Here is a 21,005-nt window from a genome sequence, read left to right as displayed (position 1 = left end):
ACCAATGAGGAGGAGAAGAAATGATGTTGAAAAAGCAAACCGTTTGGTTATTAACGATGTTAAGTTTGGTTGTTGTGTTATCCGTTTATTATATAACAGCGGAACCAACTAATAATAATAATCTTGCCAATGTTGATGTTAGCAAGGAAGAAAAAGCAGATAGTAAAAAAGTGACTGAAAAAGAAAAGAGTAGTGACACAAAAAATACCACGATTACGGATGCAAAAAATGAAGTGTTTGAAGAAATTCGCTTGCAAATGCAAGATGAGCGGAGCAAAAAATTAGAACAATTGGAGGAAGTGGCCGGCTCTACTGATCTTTCAGCAGAGGAAAGAAGTGAAGCAAAAGATGAAATGAATCGCCTTCAAAAAATTGCCGAAAAAGAGGCGTTTATCGAAAACTTAATTATTCAAACATTAGGTTATGAAGATGCACTTGTTCAAGCAGATGAATCTGAAGTGCTAGTTACTGTCAAAGGGGAAGAGCCTTCAAAAGCAAAAGCGAATGAGATTATTAAAATTGTAAAAAAGGAAATGGGTAATTCATCTGTTACGGTTGCATTCCAGAGTGAAAATGAAACGAAATAAAAAAACAGCATGGTGCTTGTCGAATAAGCGAACAAATCAAAAGGATTATTTTTTAATAAAGTGTTCCAACATCCGGAACACTTTTCTCTTTTTAAAAAGTAATTTTCATACCTGAATGATGATTTGCTTGTCAATCCCAATGTACTACAGTAAAATTTTAATGTATACTATTAGTAGCTAGTCATAATTTAAGGGGTGTAGACATGTTAAAAGTTCAAGAAATTCGTGAATTGATCAGGCTTGTTGATCAATCAAATATTGATGAATTTAAATATGAATATGATGGATTAAAATTAGTAATGAAAAAAAACCAACCTGTTCAAGTTAAAACGGTTGAACCTATTAAAGTTGAACCTGTAAACACTTTCATTGATCAACCGACCAATCAACCGCAAGCCGCTCAACCGGTACAAGAAGTGGTGGAATCGGCAAAAGCGAATCCGGCAGCCCAATTGGAAAAAACAAATGCACCTGAAGAAAACCTTCATAAAATTACATCTCCGATGGTAGGGACCTTTTATGCGTCACCATCTCCGGATGCAGAACCATATGTGAAAGTCGGTTCGAAAGTAAAAAGTGATTCGGTTGTATGCATTGTCGAAGCCATGAAATTATTTAATGAAATTGAGGCAGATGTAGATGGGGAAATTGTCGAAATCCTTGTCAAAAATGGTCAACTAGTCGAATTTGGCCAACCTCTGTTTTTAGTTAAGGTAGATTAAGAGGTGGTTAACGTGTTAAAAAAAATTTTAATTGCCAATCGGGGGGAAATCGCTGTCCGCATTATTCGAGCCTGCAGGGAACTTGATATTCGGACAGTAGCCGTCTACTCTCAAGCTGATCAAGAAGCTCTTCATGTACAAATGGCAGATGAAGCTTATTGTATTGGTCCAAATCCATCCAAAGACAGTTACTTAAATATGGCGAACATCATAAGTGTTGCTAAATTAACGGGATGTGAAGCAATCCATCCGGGTTATGGATTTTTGGCTGAAAATGAGAACTTTGCTAATTTAGTTAAAGAATGCGGACTTGTTTTCATTGGTCCAAGCGGTGATGCAATTGCCAAGATGGGGACAAAAGATGTTGCCCGGGAAACGATGAGAAAGGCCGGCGTACCAATTGTTCCCGGATCCAATGGAATTGTTGAAGATATGGACGACGCACTGAAACTGGCATCCGAAATTGGTTATCCTGTCATAATCAAAGCTACAGCCGGCGGTGGTGGTAAAGGAATCCGGGTTGCCATGAATGAAGAGGAATTAGTTAAAGGCATCAATATCACAAGACAAGAGGCACTAACAGCATTCGGGAATCCCGGCGTTTATTTGGAAAAATATATTCAAGATTTTCGCCATGTTGAAATTCAAGTTTTAGCAGATAATTACGGAAATGTGATTCACTTAGGGGAACGGGATTGCTCTGTACAAAGAAGATTGCAAAAATTGATCGAAGAAGCACCATCTCCGGCATTAACCCCGGAAATTCGGAATAAAATGGGAGAAGCGGCAGTTAAAGCAGCAAAAGCAGTTGATTATACAGGTGCAGGTACGGTAGAATTTATATATGATTACCGGGAGAAAAAATTCTACTTTATGGAGATGAATACCCGGATTCAAGTTGAACATCCAGTTACAGAGTTGATTACCGGTGTCGATTTAATAAAAGGACAAATTTTTGTTGCCAGTGGAAAAGAACTCACATTGAAACAAGAAGACGTCACCTTTAATGGATGGGCAATCGAGTGCAGAATTAATGCAGAAAATCCCGAGAAAAATTTCATGCCGTCTCCGGGAAAGATTAACATGTATCTTGCCCCGGGTGGTCCCGGTGTTCGGGTTGACTCGGCCGCATATCCCGGATACGCCATTCCTCCTTACTATGATTCAATGATCGCTAAACTGATTGTCCATGCGCCTACAAGGGAAGAAGCGATTAAGAAAATGGAACGGGCGTTGGGTGAATTTGTTATCGAGGGAATTTATTCGACAATTCCATTCCATTTAAAGGTGCTCGAACATCAAGCGTTTAAATCAGGGGATTTCAATACAAAATTCCTTGAAATGTATGACGTAATGAAAAATAATGCCTAAGGTGGTGTAAGCTGATGCCCGAAAATAATGCATTGGAAATGAATCTGGATGGTTTAGGAAAAATTGAAATTGCACCTGAAGTGATTGAAGTGATCGCCGGAATTGCCGCATCGGAAATTGATGGGGTGGCGACGATGCGCGGTAACTTTGCCGCAGGTGTTGTTGAACGATTAGGGAAGAAAAACCATGGAAAAGGGATTCGTGTTGATTTGTCTGACAATCAAATTAAAATTGATGTGTATTGTATTCTGAACTTCGGTGTTTCCATTCCGAAAGTAGCACAAAGTATTCAAGAAAATATTCGACAAGCTTTGTACAATATGACCGGGTTGGAAACAGATGAAGTAAATATCCATATTGTAAACGTCAATTTTGAAACGCAAAAAGAAGAACAACAAAATCCGGTCGTTGAATAATACAAAAAGCAGGAACTTATGTTCCTGCTTTTTGTATGCTAAAGTCACTTTAACTCCCGAAGTTCCAATTTTCTCTTCTACAGAATAAAACCTCCTCTCCTATTTTGCAAAATTCCTCTGTGAACTCTTTCCTTTTTTCAATCATTTATGCTATGATTTTGAGTAGTTTCATTCGTATAATGTGAGAAATGTATGGTTCAAAATCAAAACTTATGTTTGAAAAGGAGTACTTTATAAATGAATAGGAGAACATCAAGAGAAAAAGCGTTACAAGCAGTTTTTCAAGTGGATGTCGGGAAATCCGATCCGGAAAATGCGTATCGCCATGTTCTCGGAAAAGATAGTGATGATGTGTTTTTAAAAAAATTGTTTTTCGGTACGGTGGAACATTTGCATGAGTTAGATCAAATCATTACCGACCATTTAGAAAATTGGTCACTTGACCGTTTGGCGAATATCGACAGAAATTTATTACGGATTGCTGTTTATGAGATGAAATATATGGAAGATGTTCCATATACCGTATCAATTAATGAAGCCGTTGAAATTGCGAAAAGATTTGGTGATGAAAAATCGAGTCGCTTTATTAACGGAGTTTTAGCAAAGGTCATGGAAACATTGGGAAAATAATCAATTTTTTGGAGGGGGAAATTATGGCTGGTCAAATCATTGACGGGAAAGCAATTGCCGGTAAAAAGAGAGAAGAATTGAAACAGGCGGTCGAGGAACTAAAAGCAAAAGGGATTACACCCGGTTTAGCTGTTATTTTGGTTGGAGACGATCCGGCCAGTCAAACCTATGTCAGAAACAAACAAAGAGCATGTAAAGAAGTTGGCATTTATTCTCTATTACTTAAATATGAAGAGAATATTACTGAAGAATTTTTGCTGGCCAGGATCAAGGAACTGAATGAAAATAAGGAGATTCACGGAATTTTAGTTCAATTGCCTTTACCGAATCAAATAAATCCAAAGGTGGTTATTGAAGCAATTCATCCGGATAAAGATGTCGATGGCTTTCATCCGCTTAATGTCGGTAAACTGTTAACCGGCGAAGATACTTTTGTTCCATGTACGCCACTTGGAATCATTGAAATGTTGAAGGAAATACATATAGATTTGACAGGAAAGCATGCTGTCGTTATCGGAAGAAGTAATATTGTCGGGAAACCGATGGGACAATTATTGCTGGGGGAAAATGCAACAGTTACCTATTGCCATTCCAAAACAGTTGACCTACCTTCAATTACAAGACAAGCTGACGTATTAGTAAGTGCGATTGGACAAGCGAACCGCATTACTGCAGATTATGTAAAAGAAGGTGCCGTCGTTATTGATGTTGGTATGAATCGAAATGAGGAAGGAAAACTATGCGGCGATGTTTTATATGATGAGGTAAAAAATAAAGCTTCTTATATAACGCCGGTTCCCGGTGGGGTTGGACCGATGACAATAACAATGCTTTTGGCCAACACTGTAAAAGCGGCTATGAAATATACCGCTAAATGAAAATAAGAAATAGAAAAGCAGTGCCAGAAATCGGTGACTGCTTCTCTTATTTTTAGTAAACTATTATTATGATATTCAGATTTCACATTGTTTTTTTTTGTGATTGAGGGGTTTACATATGGAAAAAGTTCAATATTTAACTGTTCAGGCCTTAACGAGATATATTAAACGAAAATTTGATTTTGATCCCCATCTTCAAGACGTTTTTGTCAAAGGTGAAATATCCAATTATAAAAAACATACGAGCGGACATTTGTATTTCACTTTAAAAGATAATAAAGCAAGAATTTTAGCTGTTATGTTTTCATCCCAAGCTAAGAAACTACGCTTCGAACCTGAAAACGGCATGACCGTGTTATTGCACGGTGAAGTAACTGTCTATGAACCGAGCGGACAATACCAAATTTATGTTAAAGAAATGGAACCGGAAGGAATTGGTGCTTTATATTTAGCGTTTGAACAACTGAAGGAAAAGTTGAGCAAAGAAGGTTTATTTAATAAAGACCGAAAAAAACCGCTCCCTCTTTATCCAAAAACAGTAGGCGTCGTTACTTCTCCTACCGGTGCCGCCATTCGCGATATTCTTACAACGATAAAAAGAAGGTATCCGATTGCCAAAATTATCATTTATCCGGCTCTTGTACAAGGAAATGCCGCTGCAGCCTCGATTGTATCCGCCATTGAAACGGCCAATTCAAGAAAGGAAGCAGATCTCCTTATTGTTGGGCGCGGAGGAGGATCAATTGAAGAATTATGGGCATTTAATGAGGAGGCGGTGGCAAGGGCCATTTTCGCTTCCGAGATTCCTGTCATTTCTGCTGTCGGACACGAGACGGATACAACGATCGCTGATTTTGTTGCAGATCTGCGAGCACCGACTCCAACCGGGGCAGCTGAACTGGCCGTGCCGAATATTGATGATTTGATTGAAAGAATATTAAATCGAAAAATCCGGTTAATCCGGGCAATAAAAGAAAGAACGAATGTCGAATCTAAACGTCTCGACCGACTAACAAAATCATATGCCTTTCGCTACCCACAAAAATTGTTCGAGCAAAAAACGGAACATCTGGACAGAACGGTAGAACAGGCAAATCGGCTGCTAAAACAGAAAATTACTGATACCAATCAAAAAATGAAGTATCTTGAACAGCGGCTAAAATCAAACCATCCTCAAGGACAGTTTGATGCTGCCAATAATAAACTCGGACAACAAGTAAAGCGTATGAGCCGATCGTTTGAAGCAATTTTTAAATTAAAAGAAAAGGAATTTCTCAACCAAGTTTCAACATTAAATGTTCTTAGTCCTTTGAAAGTGATGGAACGGGGCTATTCAATCGCCTATGATAGTGGAGATCACATTATTAAATCAATTAATAATGTAAAAGTCGGTGATTCGATCAAAGTGACATTGACTGATGGAACGTTAAAAGCAAAAATCATTGAAAGAGAGGAAGAAACAAGATGAGTGAAATTCCGGGAAAAACAGAAAAGGAAAATTTAACATTTGAAGAAGCAATGGAAAAATTAGAAGGGATAGTCGATATTTTAGAAGGTGGAGATGTCCCTTTAGAAACGGCTATTGCCAAATATAAAGAAGGTATGGAATTAGCAAAAATCTGCCATCAAAAATTAAAAAACGTGGAAGAACAATTGACGGAAATATTAAAGGATAACGGGGAAATTGACAATTTCTCAATCAATGAGGTGGATTAAAGTTGCAAAAATATCCTGATCACTTGGCAAACTATTTGGAAACGGTCAATAAAGAGCTAAAAATAATGATTCAACGCTTAAAAACACCAGAAACTTTAAAAAATGCTATGGATTATTCATTACAAGCAGGAGGAAAAAGAATCCGTCCAATGCTAATTTTTTCAACGCTTGCTGCTTTCAAAAAAGATGTAGCAATCGGCTTGCCTGTTGCCTGTGCCGTTGAGATGGTTCATACGTACTCACTTATTCATGATGATCTCCCTGCGATGGATAATGATGATTTTCGCAGAGGCAAACCGACAAATCATAAAATGTATGGCGAGGCAACAGCAATTTTGGCGGGAGATGGTTTATTGACCTATAGTTTCCAAATTATTTCAGAAATAAAACAGCTTTCTGCAGAAAAGAGATTGGCAATTATTAACGAATTGGCAAAAGCGAGTGGCCCGGAAGGAATGGTAGCGGGTCAGATAGCAGATATGGAAGGGGAAAATCAAAATTTACAATTGACTGAACTGGAATATATTCATACCCATAAAACCGGAAAATTACTTACTTTTTGTGTCAAAGTCGGTGCCATTTTAGCAGACGCTGATAAAGCCACAATCGATTTATTGGAGCAATTCGGCTATCATATTGGACTCGCCTTTCAAATTCGCGACGATATATTAGATGTTGAAGGAACAATCGAACAGATCGGAAAAGACGTTGGAAGTGACCGAGAAAAGCAGAAAAGTACGTATCCGAAGATCCTTACTCTTAATGGTGCAAAAAATAAATTAAAAGAACATATTGCTAAAGCGGAAGGAATCCTTGAATCCTTGCCGATTGATACCGGACAACTTTCCTTTATTACGGAATTGATCGCCAAACGAGATCGCTAACGCTTTTGTCCAAAACAAAAGTTAACTTCTTGTAGAATGAATGGATACTGTTATAATATAGAGAATAGCATTAAAACTTTTTTCCGGAATTTGAAATGAAAGTGAGTGATCCAATATGGATCTAAAATCCATAACGAGTCCTTCTTTTCTCCGTGACATGTCTATTGCTGAGTTGAAACAATTAAGTGAAGAAATTCGTAAATTTTTAATTGAAAACTTGTCTAAAACCGGTGGTCACATTGGCCCCAACTTAGGTGTTGTTGAGTTAACGATTGCTTTGCATAAAGTTTTCGAAAGTCCGCGTGATAAAATTATTTGGGATGTTGGTCATCAAAGTTATGTCCATAAAATTCTAACAGGCAGGGCGAAAGATTTTGGCACATTAAGGAAATATAAGGGCTTAAGTGGTTTTCCAAAACGAAATGAAAGTGAACATGACATCTGGGAAACGGGTCATAGTTCAACGAGTCTTTCTGCCGCAATGGGAATGGCAATTGCCCGTGATCTTAAAGGTGAAAAGTATTTTATCGTACCGGTAATTGGTGATGGAGCATTAACCGGTGGTATGGCACTGGAAGCATTAAATCATATCGGACATGAAAAGAAGAATATCATTGTTATCTTAAATGATAATGAAATGTCCATTGCGCCAAATGTCGGGGCCGTGCACAATATGCTTGGAAGACTCCGAACGGCAGGGAAATACAATTGGGCGAAAGATGAAGTCGAAGCTTTCTTGAAAAGAATCCCGGCAGTTGGCGGATTAGTGGCATCTAAAGCAGAACGTCTAAAAGATAGCTTCAAATATTTATTTGTGCCCGGGATGTTCTTTGAAGAGCTAGGTTTTACCTATCTGGGACCAATTGACGGACATAATTTTGAAGATTTGTTCGAAAACCTGACCTATGCGAAAAAAACGAATGGTCCGGTATTGCTTCATGTTGTCACAAAAAAAGGAAAAGGATATTATCCGGCCGAAAATGATAAAGTGGGAACTTGGCATGGGACCGGTCCATATAAAATTGAAACTGGCGATTTTATAAAACCGGTTAATAGTCCACCTGCTTGGAGTAAAGTTGTCAGTGAAACCGTTCGTGAATTGGCCAGAGATGATAAAAGGATTGTTGCGATTACACCGGCAATGACAGTTGGATCAAAATTAGAAGGGTTTCAAGCTGAATTTCCGGATCGGGTGATTGATGTCGGGATTGCCGAGCAACATGCCACAACATTGGCTGCCGGACTGGCAACACAAAATATGAAACCTTATTTAACGATCTATTCGACTTTTCTGCAACGGGCTTATGACCAAATTGTCCATGATATCTGTCGGCAAAATTTAAATGTATTTTTTGGCATCGATCGGGCAGGACTCGTTGGTGCGGACGGCGATACCCATCAAGGTGTGTTCGATATTGCCTTTTTAAGAAGTGTTCCAAACATGGTATTGATGATGCCTAAAGATGAAAATGAGGGTAGACATATGGTGTATACGGCTGTTAAATATGATGACGGACCTATTGCCATGCGGTTCCCGAGAGGCAATGGTTACGGGGTTACTCTTGACGATGAACTAAAAGAGATTCCGATCGGTTCATGGGAAGTTTTAAAAGATGGTAAGGATGCCGCAATTTTAACGTTTGGGACAACAATCCCGATGGCGCTGGAAGCAAGGAAAAAATTAGAAAAAACCGGAATTCAAGCAATGGTCGTCAATGCCCGTTTTATCAAGCCGCTGGATGAAAAATTGTTAAATCGCATTTTTGAAAAAGGACTACCTGTTCTTACTGTTGAAGAAGGCGTATTACAAGGTGGTTTCGGCAGTTCAGTCTTGGAATTTGCCCATGATAACGGCTATTCGAATCAAATCATGAGGCTGGGCATCCCGGATCAGTTTATTGATCACGGGGAAGTCCATGAACTGTTGAATGAAATCGGATTAACTTCCGATCATATTGTTCAAACTATAAGAACGATGTTGCAAAAACAGAAAAAAGGGCTTGAGGAATTTGGAAAAAGAAAGATTGGATATTTTGCTCAATGAACGTGGCTTTTTTGAAACAAGAGAAAAAGCAAAAAGGGCAATTATGGCAGGTATCGTGTATTCCAATGAACAAAGATTGGATAAGCCCGGAGTCAAGGTGCCAAAAGATATTGACATATCAATTAAAGGAAAACAAATGCCATATGTTTCAAGAGGCGGGTATAAGCTCGAAAAAGCATTAAAGGTATTTGATCTGACCGTTAAAGGTAAAATTATCATCGATATCGGAGCTTCAACCGGTGGGTTTACCGATTGTGCACTCCAAAACGGGGCAAAATATTGTTATGCTGTTGATGTCGGCTATAATCAGCTGGCATGGAAACTGCGTCAAGATGAACGGGTTATCGTCATGGAACGAACAAATTTCCGTTATTTAAAACCTGAAGATTTATCAAGGGAAATGCCTGAATTTGCTTGTATTGATGTTTCCTTTATCTCCTTAAAACGTATTTTGCCACCGCTAAAAAAGATATTAGTTCCGGACAGTGACATTGTGGCACTGATTAAACCTCAATTTGAAGCGGGCAAAGAACTGGTTGGTAAAAAAGGTATTGTCAGGGATCGGAAAGTACATGAGATGGTTATAGAGGATATTCTTCAATTTTCCTTAAATGAAGGATTTGATTGCCTGAATATCGATTATTCGCCAATTACCGGCGGAGATGGGAATATCGAATTTTTACTCCATTTAAAATGGCCGGGTTACAATGAGGGAGTAAAAGGAAAGAATCAGTTTCAGACACCAATAGCCGAGCTTGTCATTGACGCCCACAATCAATTGAAACATGGAAAAAGAGAGGAATAACCTCTCTTTTTTTAAATTCAAAAATCCCTGTATAAATACGGCGGCCATGATTATTTCCTATTGCACTTACAAAAAGACCATTTTTAAATGTCTTTGTTTCCCTTATAATAAGGATAAGCAGGGGGCAGGGTAAGGGGAAATGAAAGGCAACAACAAATAAGATGAGCTCTACCGGATCGCTAATAACGCGAACATCATAGAGAAACAGTTAATTTTCATCTTCATATTTTTCCACCGACAAAATTTTTATGTAAAATAGATATAGAAAATAAAATAATGATTATTTAAGCGGGTGAAATGATGAGTAAACTGCAACGTCATTTAAAAATACGGGAAATCATAGCCAAATATGATATTGAAACACAGGATGAACTTGTTGAACAATTAAAAAACGCCGGCTTTAATGTAACGCAAGCCACAATCTCCCGTGACATCAAAGAGCTTCATCTCGTGAAAATACCATCAAAAAACGGACTTTATAAGTATAGTCTCCCATCGGATCAAAGATATAACCCAATGGAAAAATTGCAAAAACTTTTAGTCGATGCCTTTGTAAAAATAAATATGGTCGATCATTTTATCATTTTAAAAACGATACCGGGTAATGCGAATGCGGTAGGGAATTTGATTGACCAACTTGATTGGGATGAAATTTTAGGAACTGTTTGCGGAGATGATACTTGTTTGATTATTGTTGCTACACCGGAAGACGGGGAACGAATTAAAGATAGATTAATCAATATGCTTGCTTAACGGCCAATACATCCAACTTCAAAAAATGTAGTCAATAAAGGAGAGGGAAAAACTTGTTGGCAGAACTTGCGATAAAAAACTTTGCGATCATTGAATCAATTTCAATTTCATTTCAAAAAGGTTTCACTGTATTAACCGGAGAAACCGGTGCAGGAAAATCAATCATTATCGATGCAATTCATCTTTTGATCGGTGGGAGAGGCTCGTCTGATTTTGTTCGGCACGGGGAAGAAAAAGCGGAGATAGAAGGGTTATTTTTAGTTGAAGATGATCATCCTTCCATTGAAAAATTAGCCGTTTTTGGAATCGAAATGGAAGATGGTATGATTGTTCTCAAAAGGGACATGTACGCTTCCGGTAAAAGTGTTTGTCGAATAAACGGAAAACTAGTTACCATTGCAACACTCCGGGAAATCGGCCGCACATTAGTTGACATTCACGGACAACATGAAAATCAAGAACTTATGGATGAAAAAAACCATCTGACTTTACTTGATCAATTTGGTGGACAAGCTGTTCAAAAAGCATTAACTGAATATCAAACGCTTTATCGCGAATATGAAAAAATCAAAAAGGATATTGCTGCCCTTACCCAAAATGAACAACTGATGGCCCAACGATTAGATTTATTAACATTTCAGCTCGAGGAAATTACCAATGCTGAACTTACCATTGGCGAAGATGAAGAATTATTAACGGAAAAAAGGAAACTGAATAATTTTGAAAAACTTTATCATTCCATTCTTACCGCATATGAAGCTTTACAAGGTGAGCAAAAAGGTTTGGATTGGGTCAGTTTAGCTCTTTCCAATATTGAAGAAGCAGCCGGCATTGATGAAGCCTACAATGATACTCGACAAATTATATCCAACAGTTTTTATCAGTTAGAGGATGTGGTTCATTCACTCCGATCACAATTAGATGAAATGGAATTTGATCCAAACCGGTTGAATGAAATAGAGACTCGTTTAAATGAAATTAACCAATTGAAGAGAAAATACGGTCAAACAATTGAAATGATTCTTGAATATGCTTCAAAAATTGAAGAAGAAATTGAAATGATTTCCAATAAAGAAAATCATATTGAATCGTTGAATAAAAAACTAAAGTCTGTGGAAAAAGATTTAGCAGTAGAAGGAAAAAATTTAACGGATTTACGGAAAAAAACTGCCAAAAAACTTGCCCATGCTATTCATCAACAATTAAAAAGTCTTTATATGGAAAAAACGGTTTTTCATGTATACTTCTTAGAACAGTCCCAAAAGTTTTATCCGAACGGAATGGACCAGGTTGAATTTTATATGAGTACAAACCCGGGTGAACCGCCGAAACCGTTGACAAAAATTGCTTCGGGTGGTGAATTGTCCCGAATCATGCTGGCATTAAAAACCATCTTTTCTTCACATCAAGGAATTACTTCGATCATTTTTGATGAAGTGGATACAGGTGTAAGCGGTCGTGTTGCCCAAGCAATCGGCGAAAAGATTTACCAAATATCAGTTGGTTCTCAAGTGCTATCCATTACCCATTTACCGCAAGTTGCGGCGATGTCCGATCATCATATCTTAATTAAAAAAGAAGTAAAGGGCAATCGGACAAAAACCATCCTGTCCAAGTTAACTGAAGAGGGACGGATCGGTGAACTGGCCCGGATGATTTCGGGTGCACAAATTACGACAGCAACCGAACAACATGCGAAAGAGATGTTACAAAGTGCTGCGGAATTAAAAAATACGCTCAGTTAAATTGATAAGTTCATTTTTAAAAGTATAAATAAGAGTTCGTCCAAAAATATCCATTCTCTACAGTATTTTTTTTATTTCTGTCATTATAATTGCTTGCTTTATCGGCAAGATTATAAATGTAACCTTTGTGTGGACATGAAGCGAGGAGAGTGGATGGAAATGGACAGAGACAAAATTAGAAAAAGATTTGGGTATATTCTCCTTGTTTCTTTCGTTTTACTTACTTTTTTTTCACCAGTCGGAAGAATACTGAAAATACCGAATGAGATCACGTTTTTTGAAGGGCAGACTTTCACTTTACCCACTGCAACTTTTGTAGAGGCGAATGGTGACCGGGATCATCTACAACTTCAAAAGGAAAATGAAATACAGCTTCAAGCAAAACAAAAAGGTGAAAGTGAAGTCGTTTACCATATAGCAGGTTTACCAATCAAAAAAGTACATGTAAACGTGTTGAAGGATTTTAAGGTCATCCCCGGCGGACAATCCATTGGTGTAAAAATAAATTCAAAAGGGGTTTTGGTCGTCGGTTATCATCAAGTAGAGACCGATGCAGGTAAGGTTTCCCCTGGTGAAGAAGCAGGGATTAAAATCGGTGACTTAATTACAAAAATTAACGGAAAAACCATTGAATCCATCAATGAAGTGGGTTCCTTCGTACAAGAAGCGGGGGAAAAAGGGGAACCTTTGCAACTAGGCATTCAAAGAGAAGATAAAGAATTCGAAACCCAATTAACACCACAGCAAGAAAAAGGGGATAGTAATTACAAATTAGGTCTCTATATTCGTGACTCAGCCGCCGGAATTGGAACATTAACATTTTATGATCCAAAGTCGAAAAAATATGGGGCGCTGGGACATGTCATATCAGATATGGATACAAAATTACCGATCGTTGTAAAAGATGGATATATTGTTCCTTCAACCGTAACCTCCATTCAAAAAGGTGCGAATGGTGTACCGGGGGAAAAATTGGCCAAATTTTTAAATCAAAGGAATACGATTGGGAATATCGAAAAAAATAATCAGTTTGGCATATATGGAACAATCCATAAAACTTTATCGAATCCGGTTATGAATGAGCCGATTCCAATTGCATTATCCCATGAAGTAAAAAAAGGACCGGCAAAAATATTGACTGTTGTTGATAATGACAAAGTGGAATTGTTTGATATTGAAATCATCAGTTCCATTCCACAAAAATTTCCGGCCACAAAAGGAATGGTATTAAAAATAACGGATCCGAAGCTATTGGAAAAAACGGGGGGAATTGTCCAAGGAATGAGTGGTAGTCCAATCATTCAGGACGGTAAATTGATCGGGGCGGTAACCCATGTTTTTGTCAATGATCCGACAAGCGGCTACGGCGTTCATATTGAGTGGATGTTAAATGAAGCCGGCATAAAAATATATGAGAATGAAGAAAAAGCAAGTTAAACGAGACCCAAACGGGCTTCTCGTTTTTTTTTTCGCTTTTACCTAAAATTCGAAGTGGGCCAAATTGAAATTTTTACCGATAAAAAAAGAAAAATGTCACATGTTGTAGAAAAAAGTAAGAAATATAGGAAAAAGGACATTTTTTTAAAAAATTAAAGGGATTTTTATTGGAAGTGTCGAAAATTTTATTTACAATGAATAAAGAGATTTTGTATAGGGAGGATGTCTTGTGGAAAATATTAAAGTTTGTATTGTTGATGACAATAAAGAACTAACTAATTTATTAAAAAATTACATAAATAGTCAAGAAGGGATGGAAGTTGTTGATATAGCATTTAATGGGCAAGATTGTTTAAAAATGATTGATCAATTAAAACCGGATGTTTTATTATTGGATATTATTATGCCTCATTTGGATGGTCTTGCGGTTTTAGAACGATTAAAGGAAAAAGAATACATGCCAAAAGTTATTATGCTAACCGCATTTGGTCAAGAAGATGTCACAAAAAAAGCACTTGAATTGGGTGCATCATATTTTGTTTTAAAACCGTTCAATATGGACCAGTTGGTTGAACAAATCCGAAATGTTTTTAGAATCGGTCTTTTACCGAAAAATAATATGGCAAACAATAATTTGAGTCAAGCGGTTATTCAACCCCGTGCCAACAAAAGTCTGGATGCCAGTATTACCAATATTATTCATGAAATCGGCGTACCAGCCCATATTAAAGGATATATGTATTTAAGGGATGCGATCTCGATGGTGTACAATGATATCGAATTATTAGGTTCAATTACAAAAGTGTTATATCCGGATATTGCTAAAAAATACAATACGACAGCCAGCAGGGTAGAACGGGCCATCCGTCATGCCATTGAAGTAGCGTGGTCCCGCGGCAATATTGAATCGATATCAAATTTGTTTGGATATACCGTAAGTATGTCAAAAGCAAAGCCGACAAATTCAGAGTTCATCGCGATGGTTGCAGACAAATTGCGGCTGGAACACCAAGCTTCCTAAAGTATGTATTGGACAAAGTTTACGAGGAAATTAGAGCTGTGTAAAATAAAATTAAAACAAGCAAAGCGGGTGTTAGCATGACATATATTTTTGGGCATCGCGGTTCAGCAGGTACGCACCCTGAAAATACAATGATTTCTTTTCAAGAGGCAGAACGGGCCGGTGCAGACGGTATTGAATTGGATGTTCAATTAACAAAAGATGGAGAAGTCATCATTATTCATGATGAAAAAGTAGATAGAACGACTGACGGTAAAGGGTTTATAAGAAATATGTTCCTGAAAGATATTAAAAAATTGAATGCGGGAGCGAAATTTCAAAATGGTCAATTTAAAGCAGAAATCCCGACCTTGAACGAGTTTTTTGAATGGTTCAAAAGCACTAATTTATTTGTAAACATAGAGTTTAAAACGAAATCAATGTTCAATTATGAATTAGAAGAGAAAACGGTGGCTATGGTCAAAAAAAATAAATTGGAAGAGCGCGTCATTTTTTCTTCTTTTAATCATTATTCCCTTGTTTACTGTTATCGTCTTGCTCCTGAAATTGAAACGGCTCCCTTATATGCTGAAGGTCTGTTTATGCCTTGGATTTATGCTCAATCGATTCGTGCTAAGGGGATCCACCCGAATTATCGGGTCATCCCCGATGAATTGATCACATTATCGCAAAATCATGGAATAAAAGTCCGTCCATACACAGTCAATCAAGATGAAGATATAAAGAGGTTTTTGAATTGTAATACACATGCGATAATCACTGATTTTCCGAAAAAAGCAAAGGAATTAAAAACCGTGTAAGTGAACAAAAACGCCGACTATTTTACCGACGGGTAAAGCGGCGTTTTGTCACTTTATTTCTTTTTTTATCACGGTGGTAAATAAATCCGCCGATAAAGGAAAGACCCAACAAAAACAGGACAATCCCGACAATCGTTTGTAGCCAAGGAAAAGCAAACGGCCAATAAATGATTTGAAACAAGCTATCCCGGATTAATTTCACACCGATGACTGATAAGCTAATGGGGATTGCTGCAAGAAAAAATGCGAAAACACGGCCCATTGAAATCCCCCTTTAATAATATTATGCATTCAATATGATAAAAAACGAATGGAATGTCAAGAAAACTGACTTTTTGTTCATCCACTATTTACTCCATTGCAAGATAAAGTCGTGTTTATTTTCCTAATTCTTTCATTTCTACCCTTGCAAATAGACCCGTTGTGGTATAATACCCATAATGGATTTATCTTTGTTTCAATCGACATTTCCGTTACGGGCAGGGGCTATGTAATCGCATTTTTTTGTTACTCCTATAGGCAAACCATGTTAGGAAACAAAGAATTGCGGACTACGCAATTTTATAGTAGAGCTAGAGCGTGGGGGTGGGGTTTTGCAAAGCGTCATGGTAATTGGAGCCGGAAAAGGCGGTACTGCAATTTTGAACCTTTTAAGCGAAATGAAGACGCTAAAAACGAGGGTGATCATTGATAAAAATTTGCAGGCACCCGGGATTCTTATTGCGAAAAAAGAAGGGATTCCGTACGGGAACGATTGGCGTACATTTATTGATAAAGAAATTGATATCATTATTGATGTGACGGGTGATGAACAAGTATACCAAGAACTTCAACAGTTTAAGGAGGATTTTATCATCGTTCCGGGGTCAATCGCCGAAATGATCGTTCACCTTTTTAAAGAAAAAGAACAATTGATTCGAGAATTACAAAGTGAAACAATAAAAGGCGATGTCATGCTTAAGGCGATTATCCATTCCAGTAATGATGCAATATCCGTTGTTGATGAAAACGGAAATGGGATTTTAATTAACCCCGCCTATACTCGGATAACCGGATTGACGGAAGAAGATGTACTTGGAAAGCCTGCAACTACAGATATTTATAAAGGGGAGAGCATGCATTTTCATGTACTAAAAACAAAAAAACCGGTTCGAGGGGTTAAAATGCTTGTCGGTCCTAAGAAAAAAGAGGTTGCGGTTAATGTTGCCCCCATTATTGTGGATGGTCAGCTAAAAGGCAGTGTCGGAATCATTCATGATATGTCGGAAATTCGGGAGCTGACAACCGAATTACAAAGAGCAAAAGAACGAATTCGGACATTGGAGGCGAAATATAACTTTGACGATATTGTCGGACGATCTGAAGAGATGCTTATTGCCATTGAGCAGGCAAGAATCGCGGCCAAGACCCCGGCAACGGTTTTGCTAAGAGGTGAATCAGGTACTGGAAAGGAATTATTTGCCCATGCGATCCATAATGAAAGTGGTCGCAAATATAACCATTTTATTCGGGTAAATTGTGCGGCAATTTCTGAATCATTATTAGAAAGTGAACTGTTTGGCTATGAAGAAGGAGCCTTTTCCGGTGCAAAACGTGGCGGCAAAAAGGGTTATTTTGAAGAAGCTAATAATGGGAGTATTTTCCTTGACGAAATTGGCGAGTTATCATTGAGTACACAAGCAAAATTGTTAAGGGTGTTACAAGAACGGGAAATTATTCGTGTCGGTGGAACGAAGCCGATTCCGATTCAAGTGAGAATTATTGCGGCTACGAACAAAAATCTTGAACAAGAAGTACGCAAGGGGAATTTTCGGGAGGATTTATTCTATCGACTTAACCGAATTCCAATATACATACCACCTTTAAGGTCCCGTTTAGAGGATATCCCGTTGCTCTGTGATCATTTAATCAAAAAAATAAATCATGACTACGGCAGAAACGTCGAGGGCATTACGAATGAAGCAGCTGAACTGTTAAAACGCTATGCTTGGCCGGGAAATGTTCGTGAATTGGAAAATATACTCGGTCGTGCAATTATTTTTATGAACTATAGTGAAAATAGGATAGATATAAAGCATCTGTCAAAACTCGGATATAACTTTCAAAAAAATCAAGAGCAAGATCATCCGAATGAAGCGTCTTTACCGTTGTATACTTTGGTGGAGAACTTTGAGAAAAGGATTATTAGCCATATTTTACATAAACATCGTGGAAATAAAACAAAAACGGCCAAAGAGCTGGGAGTTTCGATTCGAACTTTATATTATAAAATGGAAAAATACGGCTTATAATTGCAATTTCTTGCAAGCGGAATTTTGCATGGTTTGCAAATACTTGCAAGAATCAACAGATGTTTTCATCATTATCGGTTGAAATCCAAGGCCGGATTTTTGTCCAAGCCCCCGATTTTGTGTTGTATAAAATGGAGTTCAGACAAAATTTTATGTGAAAAACGTTTTTGGTATGAATCATTATTATTTTCACCTATAATGGCATTGTTTTTGCAGTATATTCTATGAGTTCAATTTTACAAACAGGAGGAGAGTTGCAGCAATGGATATTTTTCGGTATATGGAAGAGTTTGATTATGAGGAATTGCATTTTGTTCAAGATAAAAATTCAGGTCTAAAAGCGATTATTGCCATACATGATACAACCTTAGGACCTGCTCTTGGGGGAACAAGAATGTGGACATACGTCTCAGAAGAAGCAGCTATTATTGATGCCTTAAGACTTGCCAAGGGAATGACTTACAAAAATGCCGCCAGCGGTTTAAATTTAGGAGGCGGAAAAGCAGTTATTATCGGTGATCCGAAAAGCGATAAAAGTGAAGAAAAGTTCCGTGCTTACGGTCGATTTATTCAAGGATTAAATGGCAGGTATATAACGGCGGAAGATGTGGGTACAACAGTAGAAGATATGGATATTATTTACCAAGAAACGGAATTCGTAACAGGTGTTTCTCCTGCTTTTGGATCATCGGGAAATCCTTCACCGGCGACGGCTTACGGCATTTACAAAGGGATGAAAGCAGCTGTATCAGAATACTTTGGAAATGATTCATTGGAAGGAAAAGTGGTTGCTGTTCAAGGAGCAGGCAATGTTGCTTATCATCTTTGCCGTTTTCTTTCTGAAGAAGGGGCAAGATTGATTGTAACAGATATTAATAAAGAAGCTGTGAAAAGAGTTCAAGATGAATTTGGGGCAGAAGCTGTAGATCCTGCCGATATTTATGCTGTCGAATGTGATGTGTTTTCTCCTTGTGCTTTAGGCGCCATTTTAAATGACGAAACAATTCTTCAGTTAAAGGCGAAAGTAATCGCCGGCTCAGCTAATAATCAATTAAAGGAAAACCGGCATGGTGATCTTTTGCATGAATTAGGAATTATTTATGCCCCGGATTATGTTATTAATGCAGGCGGTGTAATCAATGTGGCCGATGAATTATACGGCTACAATAAAGAAAGAGCTTATAAAAAAATTGAACAAATATATAACAACATAAAAAAAATATTCGAAATTTCCAAGCGTGAGCAGATTCCTTCATATTTGGCAGCGGACCGAATGGCCGAAGAACGGATCAATAAAGTGAGCCGTTCAAGAAAATCGTTTTTGACAAATGAAAAACATATTTTGAAAAAGCGGCTGAAATAAACGATACAAAGGGTTACCCATATTTCTTATATTGATGATTTGGTTTTAGATCCGATAATTAGAGGTGAAATGAATGGCAAAAGAGTATGACTTAGTGATTATTGGAGGCGGGACAGGCGGATATGTAGCCGCGATTCGGGCCAGCCAACTCGGTTTAAAAACAGCAATTGTTGAAAAAAACAAGTTAGGTGGCACATGTCTCCATCAAGGGTGCATTCCGACAAAAACATTATTAAAAAGTGCAGAAGTTTATCGGACGATGAAAGAAAGCAGTGATTACGGCGTATTAACAAAAGTGGAAAAATTGGATTTTGCCAAAGTTCAAAAACGAAAATCAGAAATTACCGAGCAATTGTATCAAGGTGTGCAAATGTTAATCAAAAAAAATAAAATCGATGTGTACAATGGAATTGGCCGAATCATGGGTCCATCGATTTTTTCTCCGTTACCGGGTACGGTTTCGGTAGAATCTGATACAAATCAAGAGAACGAAATGTTAATTCCAAAGTTTGTCTTGCTTGCGACCGGATCAAAACCAAGAGAACTGCCGAGCCTGCCGTTCAACAAAAACAATATCTTATCTTCTGATGATATGTTGCAATTAGACTATTTGCCGGAATCAATCATTATTGTCGGCGGCGGAGTGATTGGTTTGGAGTGGGCTTCAATGTTAGCGGATTTTGATGTTCAAGTAACCATTGTAGAAGCTTCCAATCGCTTGGCCCCTCATGAGGATGATGAGATTAGTAAGGAGATTACCCAAGTTTTCCGCAAGAAGGGGATACAAATTTTAACAAAGGCAATGATTACTGATAGTTTGGAAAAGGATAACCAAATAACCGTAACAGTAAAGCAAAACGGAAAGAAAACGGAGTTCACTGCCGAAAAAATGCTTGTTTCTGTCGGAAGAGCAGCTAATACTGAGGGAATTGGTTTGGAAAATACCGATATTGACATAAACAATGGTTTTATTCAAGTTAACGAATTTTACCAAACAAAGGAATCGCATATTTATGCAATCGGTGACTGTATCGGGGGCATGCAATTGGCTCATGTTGCTGCAAGAGAAGGTACAATTGCAGTCGAACATATGGCAAATCAAGATCCGGAGCCGTTAAATTATCATCATGTTCCCAAATGTACGTATTCCTTTCCCGAAATTGCCAGTATCGGCATGACCGAAAAAGAAGCAAAGAACAAAAATTTTGAATTAAAAATTGGCCGATTTCCGTTTAAAGCCATTGGTAAAGCTCTAATTACAGGCCATCCATCCGGCTTTGTAAAACTGATTGCTGATGCAAAAACGAATGATTTACTCGGGATTCATATGATCGGTCCTCATGTTACCGATTTAATATCTGAAGCTTCCCTTGCTTTTGTTCTTGATGCAACTCCGGATGAAATGGCTTATACCATTCATCCGCACCCGACTCTTTCTGAAATATTTTCGGAAGCAAGTTTAATGGCAGAAGGTAGACCAATTCATCTATAAATTTCGATTTTTTCATGTCTTTTATAATAAGCTACTGCTTTTTTAATAGT

At 37.8% G+C, this 21,005-nt stretch carries 20 protein-coding genes; 19 read left to right on the top strand and 1 reads right to left on the bottom strand.

Going from position 1 to position 21,005, the window contains the following annotated elements:
- Positions 1-20: 20 nt before the first annotated feature.
- The 16 genes from NSQ14_RS11165 to NSQ14_RS11090 all read left to right on the top strand — a co-directional run bounded on the left by NSQ14_RS11165 (position 21) and on the right by NSQ14_RS11090 (position 15,809).
- Complete coding sequence (locus NSQ14_RS11165; protein WP_034770928.1) at positions 21-587, top strand: SpoIIIAH-like family protein; 567 nt, start codon at positions 21-23, stop codon at positions 585-587.
- A gap of 203 nt (positions 588-790) precedes the next feature.
- Positions 791-1,309 carry an acetyl-CoA carboxylase biotin carboxyl carrier protein gene (gene accB / locus NSQ14_RS11160; RefSeq protein ID WP_034770927.1) on the top strand — a complete coding sequence of 173 codons (519 nt, stop codon included), beginning with the start codon at positions 791-793 and terminating at the stop codon, positions 1,307-1,309.
- A 12-nt stretch (positions 1,310-1,321) separates the two neighbouring features.
- Positions 1,322-2,680 (top strand): acetyl-CoA carboxylase biotin carboxylase subunit, encoded by a 1,359-nt coding sequence (gene accC, locus NSQ14_RS11155; protein ID WP_034770926.1) that lies wholly within the window; start codon positions 1,322-1,324, stop codon positions 2,678-2,680.
- Between the two features lie 14 nt (positions 2,681-2,694).
- Entirely contained in the window at positions 2,695-3,096 is a 402-nt protein-coding gene (locus tag NSQ14_RS11150) for an Asp23/Gls24 family envelope stress response protein (protein ID WP_034770924.1), read from the top strand.
- A gap of 237 nt (positions 3,097-3,333) precedes the next feature.
- A complete protein-coding gene (nusB, locus tag NSQ14_RS11145) occupies positions 3,334-3,726 on the top strand; it encodes a transcription antitermination factor NusB (RefSeq protein WP_034770923.1) in 393 nt (130 codons plus the stop codon).
- A gap of 23 nt (positions 3,727-3,749) precedes the next feature.
- Positions 3,750-4,604 carry a bifunctional methylenetetrahydrofolate dehydrogenase/methenyltetrahydrofolate cyclohydrolase FolD gene (folD, locus tag NSQ14_RS11140; protein ID WP_034770921.1) on the top strand — a complete coding sequence of 285 codons (855 nt, stop codon included), beginning with the start codon at positions 3,750-3,752 and terminating at the stop codon, positions 4,602-4,604.
- A 118-nt stretch (positions 4,605-4,722) separates the two neighbouring features.
- Complete coding sequence (xseA, locus tag NSQ14_RS11135) at positions 4,723-6,072, top strand: exodeoxyribonuclease VII large subunit (RefSeq protein WP_034770920.1); 1,350 nt, start codon at positions 4,723-4,725, stop codon at positions 6,070-6,072.
- Complete coding sequence (gene xseB / locus NSQ14_RS11130) at positions 6,069-6,320, top strand: exodeoxyribonuclease VII small subunit (protein ID WP_034770917.1); 252 nt, start codon at positions 6,069-6,071, stop codon at positions 6,318-6,320. The genes xseA and xseB overlap by 4 nt, the downstream gene beginning before the upstream one ends.
- A gap of 23 nt (positions 6,321-6,343) precedes the next feature.
- Entirely contained in the window at positions 6,344-7,204 is an 861-nt protein-coding gene (locus tag NSQ14_RS11125; protein WP_043988530.1) for a polyprenyl synthetase family protein, read from the top strand.
- Between the two features lie 115 nt (positions 7,205-7,319).
- Positions 7,320-9,248 carry a 1-deoxy-D-xylulose-5-phosphate synthase gene (dxs, locus tag NSQ14_RS11120; protein WP_346216338.1) on the top strand — a complete coding sequence of 643 codons (1,929 nt, stop codon included), beginning with the start codon at positions 7,320-7,322 and terminating at the stop codon, positions 9,246-9,248.
- The gene (locus tag NSQ14_RS11115) at positions 9,205-10,053 is read left to right on the top strand and encodes a TlyA family RNA methyltransferase (protein WP_034770914.1); all 849 of its coding nucleotides are present in this window, start codon (positions 9,205-9,207) and stop codon (positions 10,051-10,053) included. Before dxs ends, NSQ14_RS11115 begins: the two co-directional genes overlap by 44 nt.
- Positions 10,054-10,353: 300 nt before the next feature.
- Positions 10,354-10,806, top strand: a complete 453-nt coding sequence (gene ahrC / locus NSQ14_RS11110) for a transcriptional regulator AhrC/ArgR (protein WP_034770912.1) — start codon at positions 10,354-10,356, stop codon at positions 10,804-10,806.
- 53 nt (positions 10,807-10,859) lie between these two features.
- Positions 10,860-12,551 (top strand): DNA repair protein RecN, encoded by a 1,692-nt coding sequence (gene recN, locus NSQ14_RS11105; RefSeq protein WP_034770910.1) that lies wholly within the window; start codon positions 10,860-10,862, stop codon positions 12,549-12,551.
- A 159-nt stretch (positions 12,552-12,710) separates the two neighbouring features.
- Complete coding sequence (spoIVB, locus tag NSQ14_RS11100; protein WP_346216337.1) at positions 12,711-13,988, top strand: SpoIVB peptidase; 1,278 nt, start codon at positions 12,711-12,713, stop codon at positions 13,986-13,988.
- A gap of 229 nt (positions 13,989-14,217) precedes the next feature.
- Positions 14,218-15,009, top strand: coding sequence for a sporulation transcription factor Spo0A (spo0A, locus tag NSQ14_RS11095; protein ID WP_034770908.1), 792 nt, complete (start codon positions 14,218-14,220; stop codon positions 15,007-15,009).
- Between the two features lie 77 nt (positions 15,010-15,086).
- Positions 15,087-15,809 carry a glycerophosphodiester phosphodiesterase gene (locus NSQ14_RS11090; protein WP_251245886.1) on the top strand — a complete coding sequence of 241 codons (723 nt, stop codon included), beginning with the start codon at positions 15,087-15,089 and terminating at the stop codon, positions 15,807-15,809.
- 22 nt (positions 15,810-15,831) lie between these two features.
- Here NSQ14_RS11090 and NSQ14_RS11085 read toward each other — a convergent pair whose 3' ends face one another.
- Positions 15,832-16,071, bottom strand: a complete 240-nt coding sequence (locus NSQ14_RS11085) for a DUF2627 domain-containing protein (protein WP_034770904.1) — start codon at positions 16,069-16,071, stop codon at positions 15,832-15,834.
- Between the two features lie 343 nt (positions 16,072-16,414).
- Here NSQ14_RS11085 and NSQ14_RS11080 point away from each other — a divergent pair, with 343 nt between their 5' ends.
- The 3 genes from NSQ14_RS11080 (at position 16,415) to lpdA (ending at position 20,955) form a co-directional block, all read left to right on the top strand.
- Positions 16,415-18,100, top strand: a complete 1,686-nt coding sequence (locus NSQ14_RS11080; protein ID WP_346217120.1) for a sigma-54-dependent Fis family transcriptional regulator — start codon at positions 16,415-16,417, stop codon at positions 18,098-18,100.
- Between the two features lie 262 nt (positions 18,101-18,362).
- Positions 18,363-19,463 (top strand): Glu/Leu/Phe/Val dehydrogenase, encoded by a 1,101-nt coding sequence (locus NSQ14_RS11075; RefSeq protein WP_346216336.1) that lies wholly within the window; start codon positions 18,363-18,365, stop codon positions 19,461-19,463.
- A 73-nt stretch (positions 19,464-19,536) separates the two neighbouring features.
- The gene (gene lpdA, locus NSQ14_RS11070) at positions 19,537-20,955 is read left to right on the top strand and encodes a dihydrolipoyl dehydrogenase (RefSeq protein WP_034770899.1); all 1,419 of its coding nucleotides are present in this window, start codon (positions 19,537-19,539) and stop codon (positions 20,953-20,955) included.
- Positions 20,956-21,005 lie beyond the last annotated feature (50 nt).

Source organism: Caldifermentibacillus hisashii (genome assembly GCF_039654145.1).
Classification (GTDB): Bacteria; Bacillota; Bacilli; order Bacillales; family Caldibacillaceae; genus Caldifermentibacillus; species Caldifermentibacillus hisashii.
This window is presented reverse-complemented; position numbering and strand designations above follow the sequence as displayed.

What these genes read in the sequence shown, in the direction of transcription:
- NSQ14_RS11165 (WP_034770928.1), top strand. Translation starts at nt 21, where the DNA reads ATGATGTTGAAAAAGCAAACCGTTTGGTTATTAACGATGTTAAGTTTG.
- accB (WP_034770927.1), top strand. Translation starts at nt 791, where the DNA reads ATGTTAAAAGTTCAAGAAATTCGTGAATTGATCAGGCTTGTTGATCAA.
- NSQ14_RS11150 (WP_034770924.1), top strand. Translation starts at nt 2,695, where the DNA reads ATGCCCGAAAATAATGCATTGGAAATGAATCTGGATGGTTTAGGAAAA.
- nusB (WP_034770923.1), top strand. Translation starts at nt 3,334, where the DNA reads ATGAATAGGAGAACATCAAGAGAAAAAGCGTTACAAGCAGTTTTTCAA.
- folD (WP_034770921.1), top strand. Translation starts at nt 3,750, where the DNA reads ATGGCTGGTCAAATCATTGACGGGAAAGCAATTGCCGGTAAAAAGAGA.
- xseA (WP_034770920.1), top strand. Translation starts at nt 4,723, where the DNA reads ATGGAAAAAGTTCAATATTTAACTGTTCAGGCCTTAACGAGATATATT.
- xseB (WP_034770917.1), top strand. Translation starts at nt 6,069, where the DNA reads ATGAGTGAAATTCCGGGAAAAACAGAAAAGGAAAATTTAACATTTGAA.
- dxs (WP_346216338.1), top strand. Translation starts at nt 7,320, where the DNA reads ATGGATCTAAAATCCATAACGAGTCCTTCTTTTCTCCGTGACATGTCT.
- ahrC (WP_034770912.1), top strand. Translation starts at nt 10,354, where the DNA reads ATGAGTAAACTGCAACGTCATTTAAAAATACGGGAAATCATAGCCAAA.
- spoIVB (WP_346216337.1), top strand. Translation starts at nt 12,711, where the DNA reads ATGGACAGAGACAAAATTAGAAAAAGATTTGGGTATATTCTCCTTGTT.
- NSQ14_RS11090 (WP_251245886.1), top strand. Translation starts at nt 15,087, where the DNA reads ATGACATATATTTTTGGGCATCGCGGTTCAGCAGGTACGCACCCTGAA.
- NSQ14_RS11085 (WP_034770904.1), bottom strand. Translation starts at nt 16,071, where the DNA reads ATGGGCCGTGTTTTCGCATTTTTTCTTGCAGCAATCCCCATTAGCTTA.
- NSQ14_RS11080 (WP_346217120.1), top strand. Translation starts at nt 16,415, where the DNA reads ATGGTAATTGGAGCCGGAAAAGGCGGTACTGCAATTTTGAACCTTTTA.
- NSQ14_RS11075 (WP_346216336.1), top strand. Translation starts at nt 18,363, where the DNA reads ATGGATATTTTTCGGTATATGGAAGAGTTTGATTATGAGGAATTGCAT.
- lpdA (WP_034770899.1), top strand. Translation starts at nt 19,537, where the DNA reads ATGGCAAAAGAGTATGACTTAGTGATTATTGGAGGCGGGACAGGCGGA.